The 16,218-nt window shown below is 35.2% G+C and carries 11 protein-coding genes; all 11 read left to right on the forward strand.

Annotated elements, in window-relative coordinates:
- The first annotated feature begins 328 nt into the window (after nt 1-328).
- The 11 genes from CHB72_RS23135 to CHB72_RS23185 all read left to right on the forward strand — a co-directional run bounded on the left by CHB72_RS23135 (nt 329) and on the right by CHB72_RS23185 (nt 16,217).
- Nucleotides 329-1,393, forward strand: a complete 1,065-nt coding sequence (locus CHB72_RS23135) for a BMP family lipoprotein (protein ID WP_089285240.1) — start codon at nt 329-331, stop codon at nt 1,391-1,393.
- A 227-nt stretch (nt 1,394-1,620) separates the two neighbouring features.
- Nucleotides 1,621-3,126 (forward strand): ABC transporter ATP-binding protein, encoded by a 1,506-nt coding sequence (locus CHB72_RS23140; RefSeq protein WP_278277900.1) that lies wholly within the window; start codon nt 1,621-1,623, stop codon nt 3,124-3,126.
- Nucleotides 3,116-4,276 carry an ABC transporter permease gene (locus tag CHB72_RS23145; RefSeq protein WP_089285241.1) on the forward strand — a complete coding sequence of 387 codons (1,161 nt, stop codon included), beginning with the start codon at nt 3,116-3,118 and terminating at the stop codon, nt 4,274-4,276. Before CHB72_RS23140 ends, CHB72_RS23145 begins: the two co-directional genes overlap by 11 nt.
- Complete coding sequence (locus CHB72_RS23150) at nt 4,266-5,204, forward strand: ABC transporter permease (RefSeq protein WP_176431568.1); 939 nt, start codon at nt 4,266-4,268, stop codon at nt 5,202-5,204. The genes CHB72_RS23145 and CHB72_RS23150 overlap by 11 nt, the downstream gene beginning before the upstream one ends.
- A gap of 227 nt (nt 5,205-5,431) precedes the next feature.
- Nucleotides 5,432-7,363: a 1,4-alpha-glucan branching protein GlgB gene (gene glgB / locus CHB72_RS23155; protein ID WP_089285243.1), complete on the forward strand. Its 1,932-nt coding sequence runs from the start codon at nt 5,432-5,434 to the stop codon at nt 7,361-7,363.
- A gap of 111 nt (nt 7,364-7,474) precedes the next feature.
- Complete coding sequence (locus CHB72_RS23160; RefSeq protein WP_089285244.1) at nt 7,475-8,695, forward strand: glucose-1-phosphate adenylyltransferase; 1,221 nt, start codon at nt 7,475-7,477, stop codon at nt 8,693-8,695.
- 15 nt (nt 8,696-8,710) lie between these two features.
- Complete coding sequence (gene glgD, locus CHB72_RS23165) at nt 8,711-9,826, forward strand: glucose-1-phosphate adenylyltransferase subunit GlgD (protein WP_089285245.1); 1,116 nt, start codon at nt 8,711-8,713, stop codon at nt 9,824-9,826.
- A 20-nt stretch (nt 9,827-9,846) separates the two neighbouring features.
- Nucleotides 9,847-11,271, forward strand: coding sequence for a glycogen synthase GlgA (glgA, locus tag CHB72_RS23170; RefSeq protein ID WP_089285246.1), 1,425 nt, complete (start codon nt 9,847-9,849; stop codon nt 11,269-11,271).
- A gap of 98 nt (nt 11,272-11,369) precedes the next feature.
- On the forward strand, nt 11,370-13,301 hold the full coding sequence (locus tag CHB72_RS23175; RefSeq protein ID WP_089285247.1) for a glycoside hydrolase family 13 protein: 1,932 nt from the start codon (nt 11,370-11,372) through the stop codon (nt 13,299-13,301).
- A gap of 143 nt (nt 13,302-13,444) precedes the next feature.
- A complete protein-coding gene (gene rpoN / locus CHB72_RS23180; RefSeq protein WP_089285248.1) occupies nt 13,445-14,824 on the forward strand; it encodes an RNA polymerase factor sigma-54 in 1,380 nt (459 codons plus the stop codon).
- A gap of 370 nt (nt 14,825-15,194) precedes the next feature.
- On the forward strand, nt 15,195-16,217 hold the full coding sequence (locus CHB72_RS23185; protein ID WP_089285249.1) for a sugar-binding transcriptional regulator: 1,023 nt from the start codon (nt 15,195-15,197) through the stop codon (nt 16,215-16,217).
- Nucleotide 16,218: the final 1 nt, after the last annotated feature.

Genomic DNA, 16,218 nt, shown 5'->3' on the forward strand with positions numbered 1-16,218 from the left:
TGATGGTAAGTGAAGAAAAGTTAGATACCGCTTTAGCAATATTAAGAGAAGCTGGCTTTGTGGCTGGAGAATCTCCTGATTGTTAGAGAAAAATAAGGAAAGGTTTTGTATTTTATGAAACCTTTCCTTTTGCTTATAAGCCTAAAGTTTGTTTTAGTTAAATCAATGAATTGAATAGGATAGAAATGCTTACGAATAAATATTCACAATGTATAAAATTTATAATTTAGGAGGAAATTACTGATTTATATAGAATGTTATTTAATACCTATGAAAGCATAGGGGGGAGTAAGACGATTATAGAGAGAAAAAAAGGAGGAGTTTTTAAATGTTTAAAAAAATGTTAGCATTAATGCTAGTGCTTTTACTAATGGCAACAGCATTAGTTGGATGCGGTGGGGGAGCTGCACAAGATCCAGCACCAGAAGAAGATCAAGAGCAAGTTGAAGATCAACCAACTGAAGAGCAAATAAAAATGGCGATGGTAACCGACGTAGGTGGAGTAAATGACCAGTCCTTCAATGAATCTGCTTGGAATGGACATAAGCAGGCAGAAGCAGAGTTAGGCTTCTCAGTTAGCTATGTAGAATCAGAGCAAGATGCTGATTATGAAAGAAATCTAGAGACTTTATTAGATGCTGGTAATGATTTGATTTGGGGCATAGGCTTCATGATGACTGATGCCATACTAGAAGCTGCAGAATTCAATCCTGATCAAAAATATGCTATCATTGATCCTGATTTTGGAGAAAATGTTGTCCCTGAGAATCTAGTAGGTGTTCTATTTAAAGCGGAAGAAGGTTCTTTTCTGGTAGGATACATTGCTGGAAAAATGACAGAAACCAATAAAGTAGGATTCGTTGGTGGCATGGACTTCCCAGTTATCCATGGTTTCCATTATGGATTTATGGCAGGAGTAAAACATGCAAATCCTGATGCAGAAGTATTAGTACAATATGCAGATTCTTTTGTTGACGCTGCTCGTGGTAAGGCAATTGCTAACCAAATGTACCAACAGGGAGCAGATATTGTTTTCCACGCTGCTGGTGGAGCTGGTGATGGTGTAATAGAAGCTGCTAGAGAGCAAGATAAATATGCTATTGGTGTCGATGAAGATCAAAATCACTTAGCTCCTGATCATGTGATTACATCTGCAATGAAGAGAGTTGATAATGCAATCTTCATGGTAGCTGAAATGTTAAAGGATGGAGACTATGCAGGAGGCGAAACAAAGGTATTTGGATTGGCAGACGGTGGTGTAGGCATTGCGCCAACATCTGATAAACATGTACCTGCTGAGATTTTAGAAGAAGTTAAACAAGTTGAACAAGAAATTATAGCAGGAAAAATCGTTGTTCCAAATAACAAAGATGATTATGAAGCAAATTATTAACAACTAATAATAGTCATATAATAAAGATAAAAGCTTAGGATAAAACCTAAGCTTTTATCTTTATTTATTTAAAATAAAAAAACTTTTTATTGATATTTCCATATAAAAACCATTAAAATAAGAATAGTACAGTATAGTGGAAATCGTTATTGCATTATACAATATTTTACATAGAAATGGAGGGGAACTTATTGAGGAACATCGATTTTGACTGTAAGGTAATTGAAATGAAAGATATAGTTAAAAAATTTGGAGATTTCACTGCAAATGATGATATTAACCTTACAGTTCACAAAGGAGAAGTTCATGCATTATTGGGTGAAAATGGTGCTGGTAAATCTACCTTGATGAATATACTTTATGGATTATATCAACCAACGTCAGGAGAGATATTGATTAAGGGGGAGAAAGTTGATATTACTGATCCAAATATAGCAATCAAAAAAGGAATTGGTATGGTGCATCAGCATTTTATGTTGGTAGAACCCTTTACTGTGGCAGAAAATATTGTTTTAGGAATGGAGCCCACTGCTACGCTAGGGAAAATTAATATAAAAAAGGCTATTCAAGATGTAGAAGAAATATCCAATAGATATGGTTTATATGTTAATCCTAAAGATAAGATATATGATATTACTGTTGGGATGCAGCAGAGGGTTGAAATTTTAAAGGCGCTTTATAGAGGGGCTGAAATTCTAATACTTGATGAGCCTACAGCTGTCTTAACTCCACAGGAAATCAAAGAACTTATTACGATTATGAGAAATCTTACCCAGGAGGGTAAAACGATTATTATCATTACCCATAAGCTAAAAGAAATCAAAGAGGCTGCAGATTATTGTACCATCATAAGGCGTGGAAAACGTATAGATACAGTTGAGGTAAGCAATACTTCGGAAACTGAATTAGCTGATAAAATGGTAGGGCGAGAAGTAAGCTTTAAAGTTGACAAAGAAGATAAGGAAAGAGGAAGACTTGCATTAAGAATAGACAATCTAGTTGTGAAGGACAATAGAAATGTTGAGGCTGTAAAGGGATTGTCTTTAGAAGTATTTACTGGAGAAATCTTGGGTGTTGCTGGTGTGGATGGTAATGGACAGACAGAACTAATCGAAGCTTTAACGGGTTTAAGAAGGGTTGAGAGGGGTAAAGTAGAAGTGAACGGTATCGATGTCACCAATAATACGCCAAGACAGATTATCGATAACAAAATGGCCTCAATTCCAGAGGACCGACAAAAAAGAGGATTGGTTTTAGAGTATACTGTGGCAGAAAATATGATTTTAGAAAATTATGCAAGAGAGCCCTTTGCTAGAAAGGGGATTTTGAATAAAACAGCCATCAATAAATTTGCTAGAGAACTTATAAAAAAGTTCGATGTTCGACCGGAAGATGAAACAATTAAAGCAAAGGCTTTATCAGGAGGAAATCAACAAAAAGTAATTATCGCTAGAGAAGTAACCAATGATCCAGATGTTTTAATCGCAGCTCAACCAACCAGAGGTTTAGATGTTGGAGCTATTGAATTTGTCCATAAATCTTTAGTAGAGCAAAGGGATAAGAACAAAGCTGTACTTCTAGTTTCCTTAGAGCTAGACGAGGTTATGAACGTATCCGACCGCATTGCAGTTATTTATGAAGGACAAATTGTGGGGATAGTTGATGCCAAGGATGCTGACGAAAATACTCTTGGCCTTATGATGGCAGGAGGAGGTAATAAAGATGAAAAATAAAACATTCGCAGATAAGACATTTGCAGATAAAACAATAGCCTATCTAACAAAAGGAACCTTAGGCTTCAGCATTATCTCTATTTTTCTAGGCTTCATTATTGGCGCTATTATATTGGCAATAGCAGGCTTTAATCCGATACAAGCCTATGGTGTTATGATTAGTGGAGTGATAAGCAGACCAAGTTATATAGCATGGACAATTATTGGCTCCACTCCTATAATTATTACAGCCTTATCAATAGCTTTTGCTTTTAAAACAGGACTTTTTAATATAGGAGCAGAGGGACAATTTATTATCGGTGGAATAACAGCTGCGATCGTTGGGTACTTTGTTGAGTTGCCTTCTTTCTTGCATATACCATTAGTATTATTAGCCGCCATGACTGCTGCTGGATTATGGGGTGGCATCGCTGGATTTTTAAAAGCAAAATTTGGAGTTCATGAAGTTATTTCTACTATTATGTTAAACTGGATAGCACTTTACTTAAATAATTATATTGTTCTAATAGAAGGCTTTAGGAGGGCTACATCTCAAAGAACCCATGAAATACAAAGAACTGCTAATATTGTTATTTTAGAACAATGGAAAAGATCTCCGGAAGGTAGAGAGTGGTTAAGGGGACATGATTTTTTTGGAGACGCATTAAGAACGCCTTTGAATTGGGGCTTTGTTATAGCAATTATTTTAGCGATTATTGTATGGTATACCTTAAATAAGACAACCTTAGGCTATGAACTGAAAGCTGTTGGTTATAATAGACATGCAGCAGAATATGGTGGTATCAATGTTTCAAGAAGTATGTTTACCTCCATGGTAATTTCAGGTGCCTTAGCAGGAGCAGCAGGAGGACTGCATGTTATGGGGATTTCTAAAAGTATCGCCAGTTTAGCAGCTATGGAAGGTTTCGGCTTCAATGGAATTGCTGTAGCGTTAATCGGAGGAAATTCTTCACTTGGCATCATTTTCTCAGGCTTGCTTTTCAGTGCATTACAATATGGTGGTTCAAAAATACAACCGGCACTAGGTGCTCCATCTGAAGTAATTCATATCATGATTGGCGCCATCGTATTTTTTATTGCAATGCCAAAATTGATTAAATATATTCTACACAACATTAAAAAGAAACGAGGTGCTAAAAATGCTGGATAGTTTAGGGTTTATCATTGGCACAACGTTAATGTATTCTACCCCTTTAATCTATGCTGCTCTAGGAGGTGTAATTACGGAAAACTCTGGAGTGACGAATATTGGTTTAGAAGGAATGATGACGATAGGTGCCCTTATAGGAGCTACAGTAGGTTTCTACAGTGGAAACCCTTGGCTTGGTTTTTTAGCAGCAGGATTGGCAGGGGGAGTATTAGCATTGTTTCATGCTATTGCATCTGTAACCTTTGAAGCGGATCAAGTTGTATCAGGAATTGCTATAAACTTTTTAGGACCGGGATTAGCACTTTTTCTAAGTCGATTATTCTTTGAAGGAGCTACCATGACTAAAGCAATTCCACTAGATAGCAAAATGCCAAGACCACTTCATGGCATATTTCCAAGAAACTCATTTTTAGATTTAGTTTTTAATCAATATGCTACAGTATATATGGCATTCTTACTTGTATTTGTTTTGTGGTATTTGCTTTATAGAACTAAATTAGGTCTAAGAATAAGAGCAGTAGGAGAACATCCAAGAGCTGCGGATACCTTAGGGGTGAATATATATAGAATTCGTTATTTATGTGTTATACTATCGGGGGTTTTTGCAGGCTTTGGAGGAGCCTCTATGAGCTTAGCAATTGTTTCGAATTTTCGACCCACACTTGTTTCGGGACATGGATTTATTGCTTTAGCTGCCATGATATTCGGAAAGTGGAAACCACAGGGTGCCATGTGGGCATGTCTCTTATTCGGTGTCTCTAATGGACTTGTGGTTTATCTGGGAAGAGCAGATGCACCATTCCAGATATCTGTGCAAATACTATCTATGCTCCCTTATGTTTTAACATTGATTGTATTGATGGGCTTTGTAGGAAGAGCATCAGCACCAGCTGCTGTTGGTGTTCCTTACGAAAAAGGAGAAAGGTAAAATGAAACTTGTAGCGCAATTTATTTCAAGGGATGTAGTACTTGGACTGTTACTTGTCAAAAATAAAAAACCCCTCGGTACAACTGGAAATCTCAGTTGTACCGAGGGGTTTTTTTGTTTTTGACAAGTATCATCATAAAGTCAAAGGGACAAGCATACATATTAATTACAATAATTATTCTAAATAATCTCTGTCAAGAAAAATACGCATAAGAGGAGCTGATTAGATGTGCAATTCATTTCATAGTGAATACGATCAATATCTATTTCACGAAGGAACCCATTATCAAAGCTACAACATCATGGGAGCCCATTTGATAGAAGAAGAAGAGAAAAAAGGTGTCAGGTTTTCAGTTTGGGCACCTAATGCAAAGGAAGTAGGTGTAGTAGGCAGCTTTAACAGCTGGAATAGTAAACGGCACTTAATGAAGAAAATAAATTCTTCAGGAGTTTGGTCTATCTTTATTGAGAATGTAATGATAGGTGATTTATATAAATATGAAATACATGCCCGAGAGGGAGAAGTACTATTAAAGGCAGATCCCTATGGATTTTATGCAGAGGTTAGACCCAATACAGCTACTAAGGTTTATTCACTGGATGGATATGATTGGAGGGATCGGGAATGGCGGCAGAAAAAAGAAAGAGAGTGTTCTTATCAACAACCTATCAATATATATGAAGTGCATTTAGGCTCATGGAAACAAAAGGATCATGGAGAATTCCTCTCCTATCGAGAATTAGCTCGTGAACTAGTAGATTATGTAGTAGAAATGGGCTATACCCATATAGAAGTGTTGCCATTAGCGGAGCATCCCTTTGACGGTTCATGGGGATACCAAGCAACAGGATATTATGCGGTTACAAGCCGATATGGTACCCCCCATGATTTTATGTATTTTGTAGATCAATGTCATCAAAAAGGAATTGGGGTCATACTAGATTGGGTACCGGGACATTTCTGCAAGGATGACCATGGACTTAGAGCCTTCGACGGGACAACTTTATATGAGTACAAACAGCATCAAAAGGCTGAAAATGGTGGATGGGGAACATTAAACTTTGATCTGGAAAAACCACAGGTTCGTAGTTTTCTCATATCCAATGCTATCTTCTGGTTTGAAAAATTTCATATTGATGGTTTGAGGGTGGATGCTGTTGCTAATATGTTGTATTTGGACTATGGCAAAAACTCCACAGATTGGATTCCCAATCAATACGGAGGTAATGAGAACCTTGAAGCAGTGGATTTTATAAGGAAAATGAATAAAGCAGTATTTAAATATTTTCCTCATGCATTAATGATTGCAGAAGAATCCACCCAATGGCCTTTAGTAACGGCTCCTACCAACTATGGAGGTTTAGGGTTCAATTATAAATGGAATATGGGTTGGATGAACGATACGCTTCGGTATATGGAAATGGACTCAAATTATCGTAAAGATCACCACAATCTTTTAACATTTTCTTTCATGTATACCTTCTCAGAAAATTTTATTCTTCCTTTATCTCATGATGAAGTAGTCCATGGGAAAAGATCTTTATTAAATAAAATGCCAGGAGATTATTCCAGCAAATTTGCAAATTTAAGGGCATATTATGGACTCATGATGACACACCCTGGAAAAAAAACACTCTTTATGGGGGGAGAATTTGGACAGTTTATAGAGTGGAATGCGACACAAGGATTAGATTGGATTTTGTTAGAGTATGATATGCACCAAAAACTGAAGCAGTATGTGAGAGACTTAAATAATTTTTATAGTAGAGAAAGGTGCTTGTGGCAGAAGGACCTTGAGGTTGAAGGTTTTCAATGGGTAGATGCAGATAATTGTCAACAAAGCGTCATTGCTTTTATGAGAAAAGGAGAGGGAGCGGAGGATGTCGTTGTTGTGGTAATTAATTTTACTTCAGTGGGAAGACATAAATATTTGATAGGTGTTCCTTTATTAGGACAGTATCAAGAAGTCTTTAATAGTGATGGAATCATCTATGGAGGCTCAGGACAAACAAATGAAGGAATACTTCAGGCTAAGGAGTTAGGATGCCATAATCAACCTTATTCATTAGATATTATAGCACCTCCTTTAGCGATGATATGCTTAAAATTGTCAACCCCAAAAGCTTCTAGGACAAGCACTGTTAAAAAAATAGAATAGAAGCAAAAAAACAGGAAACTTTTTAATGAATCTGTATATATATATATATCGGTGGCAAAAGTGAAATGCTGGTTGTGTATAAAATACAAAAGGAAAAAAAGGGGGAAGAACATGGAGAAACAACAGTGTATTGCGATGCTTTTAGCAGGAGGGCAAGGGAGTAGGTTAGGTATCCTAACCCAAAAACTTGCAAAGCCGGCAGTACCTTTTGGAGGGAAATATAGAATTATTGATTTCACCCTTAGTAATTGCTCTAACTCAGGAATTTCCACAGTAGGGGTTTTGACGCAATATCAACCTTTGATTTTAAACTCCTATATTGGCATTGGCAGTCATTGGAGTCTAGACAAAAAAGCAGGAGGGGTAACCGTATTACCTCCCTATGTAAAGAATAACGGAGGTGAATGGTATAAAGGAACAGCGGATGCTATCTGCCAAAATATTGAATTTATAGATCAACATGATCCTAATTATGTATTAGTACTTTCTGGAGATCATATCTATAAGATGGATTACTCTTTAATGCTGGACTATCACATAAAGAAAGACGCAGATGCTACAATAGCGGTTATTGAAGTGCCGTGGGAAGAAACCAACCGTTTTGGAATCATGAATACAAGAGAAGATAACAGCATTAAAGAATTTCAGGAAAAACCCAAAAACCCAATAAACAACTTAGCCTCTATGGGGGTATATATCTTCAACTGGAGTAAACTGAAAAGATATTTAGATGCAGATAGAAATGATACTCATTCAGATCATGACTTTGGGAAAAATATAATTCCTAAAATGCTAACGGCAGGAGAAAAGATGTTTGCTTATTCTTTTGATGGTTACTGGAAGGATGTAGGAACCATTGAAAGCTTATGGGAAGCTAATATGGATCTATTATCAGATCATCCTACCTTAAATTTATATGATAGAGACTGGAAAATCTATTCCGTCAATCCAAGTCAACCTCCACAATATATTGCACCACATGCTAAGGTTAAAAGATCTCTTATCAGTGAAGGTTGTCAGGTCTATGGAGAACTTGAAAATTCAGTACTTTTTCCAGGAGTATATATAGGAAAAGGATCTAAAGTTAAAGATTCCGTAGTTATGACGGGAGTTAGGATTGATTGTAGTGTAAAGATATTTAAAGCAATTATTGGAGAAGAAACAAGAATAGAAAATGGTAGTATCATTGGAGGCGAAGGAGATAGTCAAGAGAAAATAACAGTACTAGGAGAAAATATACAAATCAGCAAGAAGGCTAGAGTTCATGGAGGTACTATTGTAGATACTGAAAATTGTCATCAATGGGGGTTTTGTATTGGGAAAGATAAATAATAGGAGGAATGCATTATGAGGGATGTTATGGGGATTATTAACGATACAATGATTAAACAGGATTTAAGGGAAATCACCTCCCACCGTTCTACTGCAGCTGTACCCTTCGGGGGTCGGTATCGCATTATTGATTTTGCTTTATCTAATATGGTAAACTGCGGTATGAAAAATGTAGGTATTTTCACACAAAGCAACAACCGATCTCTATTGGATCATCTAAATTCAGGTAAAGAGTGGGATTTATTGAGTAAAAGAGATGGATTGTTTGTTTTACCTCCAACCTTCAGATATGATGAATTTGGAAGAAGTCTTGGAGATGTAGATCATTTTCATAATCATATGGATTATTTGAAAAGAAGTCGACAAAATTATGTTTTGATTAGTAATAGCAATATGATCTACAACATGGACTATAGAAGAGTTAAGGAATATTATCATCAAGTAAAAGCGGATATCGTTATTCTATATAAAGAAGAAACAAAAGTAAAGGATTTATCTAACTTTATTTCTATTAAAACTGATGAGGCTGGGCTCGTTCGAGATATGGCAGTAAATAAAGAAAAAAGTATGAGCAACAAGATTGCATTGGAAACAGCTTTCATGAAAAAGTCTTTATTTATTGATGTTATCGATGATTGTATTTCCAGGGGATATAGTGATTTTGCAAAGGATGGTTTGATTAAAAACCTAAATCATTATAAGATCTATGGATATGCCCATAGAGGCTATGTAGGGAAGGTTCACTCCATATTAAGCTATTTTCAGCATAATATGGATTTGCTAAATCCACAAATATGGAAGGAGTTATTTTTTAAATCTGGGTTTATTTATACAAAAATTAAAGATGAGGCTCCAGTAAAATATATGGGTAATGCCAATATACAAAATTCATTAGTAGCAAATGGTTGTGTTATAGAAGGTACGGTCATCAACAGTATTTTGGGAAGAGGTGTCAATGTCCATAAAAATGCAGTAGTGAAAAATAGCATCATTATGCAAAAGTGTCAAATCGCTGAGGATGTCTTTATAGAAAATGCTATTCTGGATAAGGATGTAAGAATAACAAAAGGAAGACAGTTAAAAGGTGAGAGTAATTATCCCATGGTTATAGAAAAACGTGTAGTAATTTAAACAAAGGAGGGCTATATACAATGAAGGTGCTTTTCATTGCATCGGAGGCAGTACCATTTGTTAAAACTGGTGGGTTGGGAGACGTAATAGGCTCTTTGCCAAAGGCATTAAATAAAGAAGGAATAGAAGCGAGAATAGTATTGCCTAAATATGAAGATATACCCCAAATCCTTAAGAAAGAAATGAAATGGCTAAAAAATATTCGTGTAGAGGTGGGATGGAGAAATCAGTTTTGTGGCATCGAGAAAATAGAATATGATGGAGTCATTTTTTATTTTATAGATAATGAATATTACTTTAAAAGAAAAGGTTTATATGGTTTCTATGATGATGGGGAACGTTATGCCTTCTTCTGCAGAGGAGCATTGGAAATACTTCCCCACGTTGATTTTCAGCCTGATATTCTTCACTGTCATGATTGGCAGTCTGGGATGGTCAGCACACTTTTAAAAGCTCATTATCATAATAATTCCTACTACCAGAAAATGAAGACAGTATTCACCATTCATAATTTACAGTATCAAGGTATATTTCCCCATAGTATATTAGAAGATCTTTTGGGGTTGGGAGATGAGTATTTTACAATAGATGGAGTTGAATTTTATCAAAATGTAAGCTTTATGAAGGGGGCATTAAATTTTTCTGATAGAATTACAACCGTTAGTAATACCTATGCAGAAGAAATTCAATCCTCCTTCTATGGAGAAAGGCTAGAAGGACTATTACAAAAAAGAAAGCAAGATTTATATGGAGTATTAAACGGACTAGATTATAGTATTTATAATCCTTCTACTGATCCTCATTTATTTACCCCCTATAATATCAATGATATAGAAAAAAAACCAGAGAATAAATTGAAGCTTCAGGAAATGCTTGGGATTGAAATTGCACAAGAAAAACTCTTAATAGCTATGATTACTAGATTAACTAGCCAAAAAGGTTTGGATTTAGTGGAATGTGTAATAGAAGATATTGTGTCAAAGGATTTACAGTTGGTGATATTGGGGACCGGAGAAGAAAGATATGAGCAGCTATTTAAAAGGTTAGCGGAAAAATATCCTCAGAAGGTATCTGCAAATATTTGTTTTGATAGTAAATTGGCACAACAAATCTATGGAGCATCTGATATGTTTTTAATGCCTTCTCTCTTTGAACCCTGCGGATTAAGTCAACTGATTGCTTTACGTTATGGGAGTCTTCCTATTGTTAGAGAAACTGGTGGGCTAAAGGACACGGTTATTCCTTTTAATCAATATACAGAGGAAGGAAACGGCTTTAGCTTTGCTAATTATAACGGTCATGAGATGCTGCACACAATTGAGAGAGCAATAGAAACTTATAAAAATAAAGATTTATGGAAGAAGCTAGTACGTAAAGCTATGTCAATGGATTATAGCTGGAAACAGTCAGCCCAAAAATACAAAAAATTATATCAATCCCTATAGATTAAGAGAAATCTACAGAGACATACTTTATAGAAATGACGTGATGGCAGGTATGGAACTTACTAAGACATAACTTTAAAATTAGGCAGGTGAAAATATTGCAAAAATTAGAAGCACTACATGATTCTCATAATGATTTCTATCGCAGCCCCTTTGGGGCTGTTCCTTGTAATACAGGGATTACTCTACGGCTAAAGATAACTACGACAGAAGATATTCATCAAACTCTTCTTTGGTTAAAAGAAGAAAAGAAAGAACCAAAGTGTATGAGAATGGATTTAGTTAAGCAAACAGGTGATGAAAGGCTTTATCAGATAGCTATAGAAGCTGCACCTAATCCAATGTTACTATGGTATTACTTTATCATAGATTGCCATCATATCACTTATTATTATGGAAATAATAATAAGTCCTTTGGAGGAGAAGGGGAAATGCAATTACAGATCCCACCTGCGTATCAGATTACGGTTTATAGGAAGGATACTTATGTGCCAGAATGGTTTCAAGAAGCCATTATGTATCAAATCTTTCCAGATAGATTTTTCAATGGTACAGATGACGGCAAGGTATTAAGTCCTAAACCCAACAGTTTTATTTATGGAAACTGGCAAGATAGTCCTGTCTATTTAAAGGAAAATGCAACTGGTAGAATACTTCGATGGGAATTCTTTGGAGGGAACTTGATGGGGATTATTAAGAAATTGCCCTACCTAAAGGAGTTGGGAATTAATGTTCTTTACTTAAATCCCATCTTTGAATCTCCTAGTAATCATAGGTATGACACAGCCGATTACATGAAAATAGACTCTATGTTAGGGAATAATCAGATTTTTAAAGCTCTGTGTCGGGAGGCAAAGAAAAATGGTATTTCCATAATATTAGATGGTGTCTTTAGTCATACAGGAAGTGATAGTATTTACTTCAATCGAGAGAATACCTATGATGAAACTGGGGCTTATCAGTCTAAGGCTTCTCTCTATTATTCATGGTATCGATTTGAGGAGTTTCCAAATAAGTATGGTGCCTGGTGGGGGATTGACACAATGCCCAATGTCAATGAAATGGAAAAATCCTACCAAAACTTTGTTTTTGGTAATGAAGATAGTGTTATAAAATATTGGATGAAAATGGGAGTAATGGGATGGCGTTTAGATGTTGCAGATGAATTACCCTCAATATTCATTAAAGAGCTTCGAAAAGCCATGAAAGAAGTCACTCCTCACTCTATATTAATAGGAGAAGTATGGGAGGACGCCTCCAACAAGATTAGTTATGGTGAGAGAAGGGAGTACTTGCTGGGGGAAGAACTAGATTCTGTAATGAATTATCCTTTTCGTAAAATTCTACTAGATTTCTTTTTAGAGAAAGAAGATGCAGCCTATACCCATCATGCGCTTATGAGTCTACATGAAAATTATCCTACCTGCTACTTTTACAGTATGATGAATTTAATTGGCAGCCATGATGTTCCAAGGATATTAACATTGTTAGGAGCGTCTTTAGAAGAAGATGCTTTGACCCAAGAAGAAAAAGAAAAGTTTTTATTGAAGGGAAACAAAAAGGAACTTGCTGTCGCTAGGTTAAAGCTCTTAACTTTATTACAAATGACCTTTCCAGGTGTTCCTTCAATATATTATGGTGATGAAGCGGGTGTGGAAGGACATGGGGACCCATTGAATCGCAGAACTTATCCATGGGGAAAACAGAACATGGAACTATTAAATTGGTACAAAAAAATAATTAGGCTTCGTCATCGCTATGAGGTGTTAAAAAAAGGAAAGTGGAAGGGCGTTTATGCAAATGGTGATATCTATGGTTTTGTAAGAGAAAAAGAAGACGGAGATGCAGCACTCATCCTTGTAAATCGAAGTCATAGAGCTAGCCATAATGTTACTATAGAACTAGGATATATTAAGAAGAGAATACTAATAGATGTATTAAATGATCATAAGGAATCGTTATTGGAAAATCGAAAATTACAGATATCATTAGGACCCTTGGAAGGAAGATTGTATATAGGAAAACGGTAGATTACCCACAACAATGAAACTTTGTCCAAAAACAAAAATGACTTCATGCAAATTTTATGCCAAAAAAATAACCATGTCTTTAAATTTAGTCTTACTTATGATATAATAGTCTTAAGAAAGATTGAAATGAAAGGGTGGATAGCATGAAAATGGGATATAACTTGCACCTAGAGCAATCACAGAAGCTAGTGATGACTCCACAATTAAAACAAGCTATTAAGATTCTTCAATTAGCTAGCATTGAATTAGATCAATATATTGAACAGCAAATTGAGACCAATCCCATTTTAGAAATGAATGAGGCAGAAGAGAAGTATGAAGAAGAAATAATTAAACAGAAGGAAGAAGAGATTAACTGGAAGGAATACGTTGAGGATTTTGATAACTATGAGTATACCAAAGGTGTATACAACAACGATAATGACTTTAATTATGAAAATATTATTTCTCGAGATACAACGCTACAAGAGCACCTTTTATTTCAATATCATATTACTATTTTCGATTATAAATACAAAGAAATTGGAGAATACATCATTTATAATTTAAATGAAAATGGATATCTGATGTCAAAAATAGAAGATATTGCAAGTGTGTTTCAAGAGGAATGCAGTACAGTAGAAGATATTTTACAAGTTATCCAAACCTTTGATCCTCCAGGGGTAGCCGCTAGAGATCTTAAGGAATGTCTGCTGATACAGTTGAAACAAATGGGAATATCCAATGAACCTGTTTTCAATATTATTGAAAATTATTTAGAAGAGGTTGCACAAAATAAATATCCATATATCGCTAAAAAGCTAGGAATTACGGCGTTAGAAGTGCAAGAAATCTGTGACTTTATTAGGACTTTAGAGCCGAAGCCTGGTAGAAGATTTGCTTCTGTTAACAACAATTATATACTTCCCGATGCAGTTATCAAAAAGATTGGTAGTGAGTATCTAGTTATACTAAATGACAGAAATGCTCCTAGATTAACAATTCGTGATGACTACAGAAAACTATTATCTAATGGAGACGGGAATTCCGAAGCTACTAAATTTTTAAATGAAAAGCTCAATTCTGCCATTTGGCTAATTAGAAGTATTGAACAGAGAAGGCAGACGATCTATAAAGTTGTAGAAATGATTGTAAAAAAACAGAGAAACTTCTTTGAATATGGCAAAAAACATCTTAGACCCATGACATTGAAGGAAATCGCGGATGAGATTGAAGTTCATGAGTCTACGGTAAGTAGAGCTACCAATGGTAAATATGTAGAGACACCTATGGGAACATTTGAACTAAAATATTTCTTTTCCAGTGGGGTAGAAGGTTTTGATGGCGAGGGAATTTCTGCTGAAAGCATAAAAAATTATATCAAAGAAATCGTTGAAGTTGAGAATCCTAATAAACCTTTAAGTGATGATAAAATATGTAAACTGTTATCCAATCAAGGTATTAATATTTCAAGAAGAACCGTTGCCAAATATAGAGATGACTTAAATATTGCGTCTTCATCAAAAAGAAAAAGATATTCATAAACTTAGATTGTTCAATAGTCTAAAAACCTAGGGTTTCCTAGGTTTTTTTATAACCAATAGGAAATTATAAACTTTACTTAATTGTGGATAAGTATAATTTCTGTTATTGGTTTCAAACAAGCAGATGACCGAAATCTTAGATTTCGTGTCAGTCGCTTACTTGTTTCATCGAAAGTCGTCCTTTAAATCTTCCAAAGGAAGACTTTTTTATATTTCTTAGAAAGGATTTAATAAAAAATACAAAAAAATATTGATTATTATATACTTTTCTTGTATAATTTACCTGTAAGGGTGTTATTTTTTTTGAGTTGCAGGGACATAATATGATTCAGAGGGACGAAAAAAGTCCTAATGCAAAGGAAGGATCATTATGGATAATATTATTGAGCTACAAAAGAAAATTGTGCCAGAAGTTTTAATCATTTTAGAAAAGAGGTACAATATTTTAAGGAATATTTATGCTATGCAGCCCATTGGAAGAAGAGGATTATCAAATAAACTGTCTATCGGTGAAAGAATTGTAAGAACTGAGGTAGAAATATTAAAAGATCAAGGGCTAATTGAAGTTACTCCCTATGGTATGACTGTGACTCCAGAGGGAGAAAATATCATCGATAACCTGCAGGAATATATATATAGACTCCGTGGCATAAAGCATCTAGAAGAACAATTAAAAAAGAAACTTGATATTCATGAAGTAAAGATCGTATCAGGGAATTTTGAAGAGGATGAATATGTGTTAACGGATATAGGAAAAGCTACAGCCAGTTACATAGAAAATATAATTGATGATAGTAGTATTATTGGTATCACTGGTGGTACTACAATGGCAGCAGTAGCAAAGGGTATAACAAGAGCTTCAAAAAATAATAACATTGTTGTAGTGCCTGCTCGTGGTGGAATAGGTAAAGATGTAGAAAACCAATCAAATACCGTAGCAGCAGAAATGGCAAGAAGATTAAAATGCCAATATCAATTACTGCATGCATCAGATACACTAGGACAACAGGCATTAGAGAGTATTCTCCAAGATCCTGAAATCAAAAAAGTAACAAATATCATCAAATCCGTAAATTTATTAATCTTTGGAATTGGCAGAGCTGATAAGATGGCCCAGAGGAGAGAAATGTCTGTTGAGATTGTAGAAAAGCTAAAGGAGCTAAAAGCAGTTGCTGAGGCTTTTGGATACTACTTCACAAGAGAAGGTAAGATTGTATATGAGATGAAAACCGTAGGTATAAGTTTTAAAGATTTTGAAAAAATTTCTACTGTTATAGGTGTTGCAGGTGGAGCCAATAAAGCGGAAGCGATTGTATCCATCTCTAAATTAAAAAAATCTATGATTTTAATAACAGACGAAGCAGCAGCATTAGAAATATTAGAAAAGTATTAAA

Origin of the sequence: Anaerovirgula multivorans, assembly GCF_900188145.1 — a bacterium.
Taxonomy (GTDB): domain Bacteria; phylum Bacillota; class Clostridia; order Peptostreptococcales; family Natronincolaceae; genus Anaerovirgula; species Anaerovirgula multivorans.